Consider the following 8,043-nt stretch of genomic DNA (forward strand, 5'->3'; position numbering starts at 1 on the left):
GCCCTCAGCGGTTGTCGACCACCAAGATCGTGACGCCGGTCGATCGACCACCCCGGCGGCGGCCCTCTTTCTCCTGACGAGCTGAGAGGACAGGGCATGAAATCGGGGACATGGAATACTTTGCTTCCCACCGCTATCGGCATAATTCGCGCGGACGTATCGGGCGCGCGGGCGCCGGAGCACGCTGATCAGATCCGCCGCCATGCCGAGCGCATGGGCTACGTCTACGTCTACACGGTGCGGCCACCAGCAGACCGCGCCGACCCGATCGGTTACGCACTCGGTCTGGCCTCCGGCCTGAGCGCCGACGCGGTGATCGTCTACGACCTCGAGACCGTCGGCCACACACCGAGCCGGGTGTGCGAGCAGTTCGACCTGGAGACGGTCTGCCCTCCGGCGACCTGGGCGGCGTCGGCGCCCAGTCCGGACGACACCGCCCACGCGCACCCCGAACAGCCACTCTCGGTCGATTCGGCGCAACGAATCATGCAGCAGCACTTGAAGTGCCACGCGACCGATTGCGCACGCAAGTCGAGCGCGTACAACTTCCTTGTCCGCTCGGGCAGAATCGTTCCGCCGGTCGATACCCCACGTGAGCGAGCGGCCGCCCGCGGTATCAGGTTCCGCGCGCAACCCGACACCGACGCTCCTCTACCCGAGGGTGTCGACCTGGAGACATTGCTCGACGTTCTGGTCGGCCTGACCGAGTACTCCGCGATCGGGAAGCACCAGCGGGTCGATGAGCTTCACCGAACCCACTGAGGCTCAACCCGAATCGCCGCGACCACACGAGCCGGACATCGGTCTCTGTGTCCTCATCACAGTCCCGAGCACGCACGAAATGAGGTTCGTCGCATGTATATCGGCCGCCGCGCGATTCGCCGTGCACTGGACCATCGACTATCCGGCCGTGAGCGTCACCTTCGAGACGCCGGATCCGCTATATCCCCGGCTGCCCTGTGAACGGTTGTGGGTTTTTCCGTGACCGGGGTGTGGCTCTTCTGCGCAGTCGCCGTGGCCACGCTGCTCGCCGTCTTCGTCGGTGTGTGTTGCTGGCCGAGGCGCATCCCGAAAGGCCGCTCAGTGGTCGAGATACGCCAGCGCATCGAGGACGAACAGACAACGGACGGTGACAGTGACCCGAGCTAATCTGACCAGCACACAATCGACGAGGGGAGCCGGACGTGAGCGATGCCGAGCAGATCGGTTTCGACAGTACCTTCGACGAGAAGACGCAGGCGTAGCTGGACTGGGCCGCGCCAGAACGCATCCAAGCGCAGGTCCGGACACAGCTACTCACACACAATCACCCATCAAACCTTCTCACCCCCACACACATTCACACCCACACATTCCACTCATACACATAACCCCCATACCCCCAACTCCCCATAACCCCTCACCCCCATATCCACTCAACACACGCAGACCTCTTGCACCCTGGCTGAGAATTTCCTTACAACATGGCGAAACGGCGCAAATTGATACAAACTACCTCCCTTCCAGCCCTCGCATCCCGAATGTCGTTGGGTGTCTGATGGATACGTGACAGCGACGCTGCACAAGATCCTCGCCGGCACCAGCTACCTGTACTACCAACGCCAGGTAGCCGCCGCCGACGCCACCGACCTCGGCACATCCAGCCTCGCCGACTACTACTCCACCCGCGGCGAAGCACCCGGAACCTGGCACGGCACCGGCCTTGCCGCCCTCGACATCACAGCCGGCGACCAAGTCACCGAAGACCAGATGCGATGCCTGTTCGGCCTCGGCCGACACCCCAACGCCACCGTCATCGAATACCAAATCGTCACCGAAGCGATCGCCAAGGGCGCCAAACCCAAAGACGCTGTCCACGCCGCCAAACAAGCCAGCCGACTCGGCAAAGCCTTCCCCGCCCGCCACGGCGACAACACCTTCCGCACCCGCTGCGCCCAGGCATATAGGGAACACAACCTCTCCCACGGACTCGACGCGCACGCCGCCATCGACGACGACACCCGCGCCCGCATCCGCACCGAGGTCGCGACAGCGATGTTCGTCGAGAACTACGACCGCGCACCGCTCGACGACCGAGAACTGTCCGGGTTCGTCGCCCGCATCTCCCGCCCGCAATCGACAGCGGTAGCCGGGTTCGACATCACCTTCTCGCCCGTCAAAAGCGTCTCCGCGCTGTGGGCCATCGCCCCCAAGCCGATCGCCGACACTATCCAGGCCGCCCACAATGCGGCCGTCGACGACGCCATCGCCTGGCTGGAAAACAACGCCACCTATACCCGCCTCGGCACCCACGGGGTGCGGCACGTCGACGTCGAAGGGCTCATCGCCGCACGCTTCACCCACCGCGAATCACGCTCGGGCGATCCCGATCTGCACACTCACATGCTCATCGCCAACCGAGTCCGCACCCTCGACGGGAAATGGCGCAGCCTCGACGCCACCCACATCTACCGCAACCTCGTCGTCGTCAGCGAGATCTACAACACCCGCCTCGAACACCACCTCGAAACCAGCCTCGGCATCGGCTTCGCTGAACGACCGGCCCCCACACCCAACAAGCGGCCCATTCGCGAAATCACTGGCATCCCACCCGAACTGGCCCACCACTGGTCACGCCGTGACGCCGCCATCTCCCACCGGCTCGACTCGCTCGCGGTGTCGTTTCAACAGCAGCTCGGGCGCGAACCGACCCCGAAAGAACTGTTCGCCCTGGCCGAGCGCGCCACCCTCGAAACCCGCCCCGCCAAACACCTCTCCCGCTCCTACGCCCAACAACGCCACGACTGGCACAACGAAGCAGCGGCACTGCTAGGCGGACCGAAGGCTGTCGAGGACACGGTCTTCTCGGTGCTCAATCTCCGCACAGGTGCTCGCCCGACGATCGACGAGGCGTGGATTTTTTGCACCGCCGACGAGGTCATCGCCGTCGTTTCCGGGCAACGCTCGGTATGGCAACACCACCACATCCGCGCCGAAACCGAACGCCAAACCCGCGGCTACCTTCACCCGACACATTGGCCATCAGTGGTGGATGCCGTGGTTCGTGAAGCACTATCACCCACCAGATCCCTCCCCCGCGGCGACGCGGATGTCACCGCCGAACCCGTTCTCCAGTATCCACCGGCAGTCTTCCAACGCCGCGACGGCACGAGTGTCTACACCGTTCCTGGCAGCCAGACCTACACCTCCGCACGCCGGCTCGGCACCGAACAACGCCTCCTCGACCTTTCGATACAGCCCGGCGCGCGCACCCTGCCGCCCGAGCTCGTGACCGCAGCGATCGACGCCTACAACACCGATCCCGCTCATAACCTCGCACAGCTCAATACCGGTCAGACCGCGCTCGTCACGCATTTCGCCACGTCTCCCGCGCGGATCGCGGTCGCGAACGCGCCCGCTGGCACCGGCAAAACCACCGCCATGCGTGTGCTCGTCAACGCCTGGCACGCCTCCGGCGGCACCGTCCTCGGCCTCGCCCCCACCGCCGCCGCAGCCGCGGTCCTCGCCGAAAACACCGGCACCAGGGTCGAAACCGTCGACCGCCTCCTGCACGTTCTCGACCGAATCCAGCCCCGAACACCCGAACAAGCAACCGCCGGCGCCGAGTTCCCGGCGTCAGTGACGGAGTGGATGCTGCAGATCAACGACCGCACGTTGGTGATCGTCGACGAACACGTCAAGCTCGGCGACGACAAACGACTGCGCCTGTTCGAATTCCTCACCACCCGCGACGCCACCATCCGTTGCCTCGGAGACGACAAACAACTGCCCTCCATCGAACCCGGCGGCACCGGCATCGACACCACCCACAACCCGACCACACCCACTCTCACCGCGGTCGTGCGGTTCACCTCACCTGCCGAAGCCCGCGCAAGTCTCATGCTGCGCGACGGTGACCCCGCTGCGCTCGGGTTCTATCTCGACCACCAACGCATCCACTCCGGCACCCCCGCAGCGGTCGCCGACAAGGCGTATGCCGCATGGTTTGCCGACCACCACCACGGCCGAAACACGCTCATGCTCGCCGCCACCCACGACATCGTCACCGACCTCAACACTCGCGCCCGCACCGACCGCCTCACCCGAACAACCGCCGATCCCGGCCCGGAAGTGGTCCTCGCCGACGGGCTCGCTGCCTCGGCCGGCGACATCATCTGCACCCGACGCAACAACCCCCGCCTCCCCCTCGGTGACAACGACTGGGTCCGCAACGGCTACCGCTGGACCATCACCACCGTCCACCCCGACGGCAGCCTCACCGCCACCCACCACACCCACAACGGAAAACCTAGCGCCACAACACTGCTGCCCGCCGGCTACGTCGCCGAACACGTCCGCCTCGGCTACGCCCTCACCCTCGATTCCGCCCAAGGAATCACCACCGACACCTGCCACACCGTGCTCACCGGCCGCGAATCACGCAACCAGCTCTACGTCGCCCTCACCCGCGGCATCCACACCAACCACGCATACATCCCCACCACCACCGACCATGCTGAATCCTCCCCTTGGATCGAACCGGCGATCCTTTCCCGCACCAGCGCCGAAGTGCTGCAACACATCCTCGCCCGCGACGCCACCCACACCAGCGCCCACAACCACCTCCGCGACACCCTCAACCCCCACAAACGACTCGGCCCCGCTATCGATACCTACCTCGACGCCACCGGCATCGCCGTCGAACACACCCTCGGCCCCGACACCCTCCACCACATCGACACCGCCGCCGACAACCTCCTCCCAGGACTCACCGACGCACCCGCCTACACCGTCCTACGCCACCACCTCGCCACCCTCGCCCTCACCGGCCACGACCCCGTCCAAGCCCTCCGCACCGCGGCCGCCGAACGAGAACTCGACACCGCCCACGACCCCGCCGCCGTCCTCGACTGGCGCCTCGACACCACCGGAACACACTCCACCCAGCCCGGACCGCTGCCCTGGACACTCCGGCACCCCCACCACATCACCGACACCCCGCTCAGGGAACACCTCGACGCACGCGCCCGAATCATCACCACCCTCACCGAACAAATCACCAGCGACACCAGAACATGGACACCCTCGACCGCCCCACCATGGGCACAACCACTACTCAAAAACCCCTCCCTTATCGAAAAACTCGCCGTCTGGCGCGCAGCCCACCACATCCCCGACACCGACCTGCGCCCCACCGGACCACGCCGCTACCCCACCACCGAACGCCATCATCAACACCGGCTCAACACCCAAGTCACCGACGCCCTCGGCGATCTTTACACCGCCACCCACACCTGGTCCGCACTCGCAAAACGCATCGACACTCGCCTCACCACCGACCCCTGGTGGCCCGTCCTCGCCCAACACCTCGACACCGCCGCCGACGCCGGCCACGACATCGAAACCCTCCTCACCAGCGCCGCCGCACAACGCCCCCTCCCCGACGACATGCCCGCCGCAGCCCTCTGGCACCGCCTCGAACTACACGAGCACGCACCAACGGACAGTGCAGAGGCCGCCGCCGACGGCGACTCCGGCGGTGTCGATATCCCATCCGCGGGTTCTACCATTGACTCGGCGGTGGAGGCCGCACTGCCTGACACTGGGGAGCTCAAGTACGAAACTGCTACCGGCAGTGAGCATGAGGTCCCCGAAAGATCGGTAATCACCGACCTCGGCTTGTAACTTGTCAGCCGTCTGTGGACGTGACTTTCGGAAAGTATCCAATGAGCGCAACATCCCCGATCTGGGTCACGTCGGCCAACTGCATCCGTCGGCGAGTTCCTCCAGGGAACTCCGCCGGTTGACGAAGCGGGGCGCATCCCCCTGCCCGATTACCAAAGGCGCGACAGCGACATGGAGTTCGTCGGCCAATCCGGCGGCAAGTACTGCGGTGTGTATTGAGGTACCACCTTCGATCATCACCCGGCCGATGCCGCGCGTGCCGAGGTCATCGAGCAGAGCATCGAAATCCACTGTGTCGCCGAGCGTTACGACTGTGGCGAGGTCGCCGAGCCGTTCACGCAGCTTCAGCGCTGCCGCGTCCGTGGTGTAGACGATCGGACGGCGTTCTTCCACGCCGTGGTGCCAGAACTTCGCCTCACGATCCAGGTTGCCGGAAGCCGTCACCACGACCTTCTGCAGATGCGCGGGCTTTCCCGCGGCGGCGCGAGCTTCGAGACGGTCTGCGCTCTTGATGATCAAACGCGGATTGTCCCGCCGCAATGTCTCCGCCCCGATCAGGATGGCATCACATCCGGCACGTACCTGGTCGACACGATCGAAATCCGCCTCGTTCGACAGGTAGAGGCGTTCGGGAACGAGGTCGTCGATATAGCCATCCACACTCACTGCCACCGAGAGCACTACATACGGCTTGGGCAACTCGCTACCTTCCACTGCTCGAACTCCTCTACGAATTCGCCCACCCCGGGCTGGGTGCTGTGCGGATCCATCAACGCCGCAAGCGTGATCACCGGCTCCATGATCCGGCCCGAATTGGTGGCAATGCCAATCCGCAGAGCCTGCTTCCCCGCCGACGCCGCCGGCTCGATATCCCCCGCGGTCATATGCGCCACCGCAGCCCGCGCCAAGTACACACCACGGTCACGCGGATAGCCGGACTGCATACGGGCTGTCGCCGCGTCGAACTGTTCTGCGGCGGCGCGTGTCACGGGCCTCGTCCTGGAACTCGAAACGGTGTCAACTTCGGTTGAATGGTGACCCGGTCGTTCCGGGGCGGTTTCTACCGGTGATCGCAACACTCCCGTAGGTTCTGGAGGTTGTGTTGCCCTCGTCGCGTCGCGTGAAGAAGGGGCCGGGGCGCCGCCCGCAGTCGGCCAAACGTCAACGGTTCATGGAACTTAGGGCTCGCGGCTGGAGCATTCTCCGCGCGGCTCGCGAGGTCGGAGCGTCGCGGACCGCGGGCGCCAACTGGTCGCGTGGCTACAAGACCTACCGCAACGGCAAGGTCGTCGGGTTCGTGCCGGCCTTGGACCGGTTGGCAGTACGTCAGATCGACGCCAGGTTCCTGTCCCAGGACGAGCGGATCGAGATCGCAGATCTACGCCAGGCAGGCCTGAGCATCCGCGCGATCGCGGCCCAGCTGGGCCGATCACCGTCGACGATCTCCCGGGAACTACGACGAAATGCGTTCAAGACCAAAGGATATCGCCCCTTTGAAGCACATCGACGCGCGACCGCGCGGCGCGCTCGACGGCATCGTCGCCGCCTCGAAACCCACCCCGAACTGCAACGGCTGGTCGCGGAACTGCTGGCGCAGCGGTGGAGCCCACAGCAGATCAGCCGGCATCTGCGGAAACGATTCCTCAGCGATCCGCGAATGTGGTTGTGCCACGAGACCATCTATCAGGCCGTCTACCAGCCCGGATCGTCCCTGTTGCGGCCCTCGCCGCTTGCACCGCACCGTCGCTCGCCGCTGCGCACCGGTCGCGATCATCGGCGCGCTCACCAGAAGGTCGACCGTCGTCGCCCGCGATTCCAACGCCCTATGCTCACCGTCCACGACCGTCCCTTTCGGCCCGAAGACCGCACCCAAGCAGGTCACTGGGAGGGAGATCTCATCGTTGGAAAGGACCAGGGTTCGGCGATCGGCACGCTGGTCGAGCGCCAGACCCGCATGGTCCGGTTACTACATCTGTCCTCCCGCGACAGCGAATCTCTGCACACGGCACTGACCGCCAGGATGCGTGATCTGCCGTCGGCGTTGCTGCGGTCGATCACCTGGGACCAAGGAACCGATATGGCCCGGCACATTACGATCGCGCGCTCGCTGGGCGCCGCAATCTACTTCTGTGACTCCCATTTCCCATGGCAGCGCGGTTCGAACGAGAATGCGAACGGGTTGCTGCGCGACTATTTTCCGAAGGGGATCAACCTCAATATCCACACGCCCGAGCATCTGCTGGCCGTGGAGGACGAACTCAACCACCGCCCCCGGCACGTCCTTCAAGACCGTTGCCCGGCAGAACTTTTCACCGCTCTGCTAGCCGCCGAGAATCCGTCTGTGTTGCGACGTTGACTAGAACCGGCCCCGGGAATCAG

At 65.1% G+C, this 8,043-nt stretch carries 5 protein-coding genes; 3 read left to right on the plus strand and 2 right to left on the minus strand.

Going from position 1 to position 8,043, the window contains the following annotated elements; genetic code table 11:
* Positions 1–96 precede the first annotated feature (96 nt).
* A complete protein-coding gene (locus tag ACPCUW_RS28675) occupies positions 97–762 on the plus strand; it encodes a hypothetical protein (RefSeq protein ID WP_423428252.1) in 666 nt (221 codons plus the stop codon).
* A gap of 783 nt (positions 763–1,545) precedes the next feature.
* Positions 1,546–5,664: a MobF family relaxase gene (mobF, locus tag ACPCUW_RS28680; protein WP_423428253.1), complete on the plus strand. Its 4,119-nt coding sequence runs from the start codon at positions 1,546–1,548 to the stop codon at positions 5,662–5,664.
* 66 nt (positions 5,665–5,730) lie between these two features.
* Here mobF and ACPCUW_RS28685 read toward each other — a convergent pair whose 3' ends face one another.
* Both ACPCUW_RS28685 and ACPCUW_RS28690 read right to left on the minus strand, forming a co-directional pair.
* Positions 5,731–6,378 carry a RibD family protein gene (locus ACPCUW_RS28685; protein WP_423428254.1) on the minus strand — a complete coding sequence of 216 codons (648 nt, stop codon included), beginning with the start codon at positions 6,376–6,378 and terminating at the stop codon, positions 5,731–5,733.
* Positions 6,345–6,653 carry a hypothetical protein gene (locus tag ACPCUW_RS28690; RefSeq protein ID WP_423428256.1) on the minus strand — a complete coding sequence of 103 codons (309 nt, stop codon included), beginning with the start codon at positions 6,651–6,653 and terminating at the stop codon, positions 6,345–6,347. Before ACPCUW_RS28690 ends, ACPCUW_RS28685 begins: the two co-directional genes overlap by 34 nt.
* 131 nt (positions 6,654–6,784) lie before the next feature.
* Between ACPCUW_RS28690 and ACPCUW_RS28695 the strand changes: the two genes are divergently transcribed.
* A complete protein-coding gene (locus ACPCUW_RS28695) occupies positions 6,785–8,020 on the plus strand; it encodes an IS30 family transposase (RefSeq protein ID WP_423428257.1) in 1,236 nt (411 codons plus the stop codon).
* Positions 8,021–8,043: the final 23 nt, after the last annotated feature.

The organism is Nocardia sp. AB354, assembly GCF_049538315.1.
Taxonomy (GTDB): domain Bacteria; phylum Actinomycetota; class Actinomycetes; order Mycobacteriales; family Mycobacteriaceae; genus Nocardia; species Nocardia nova.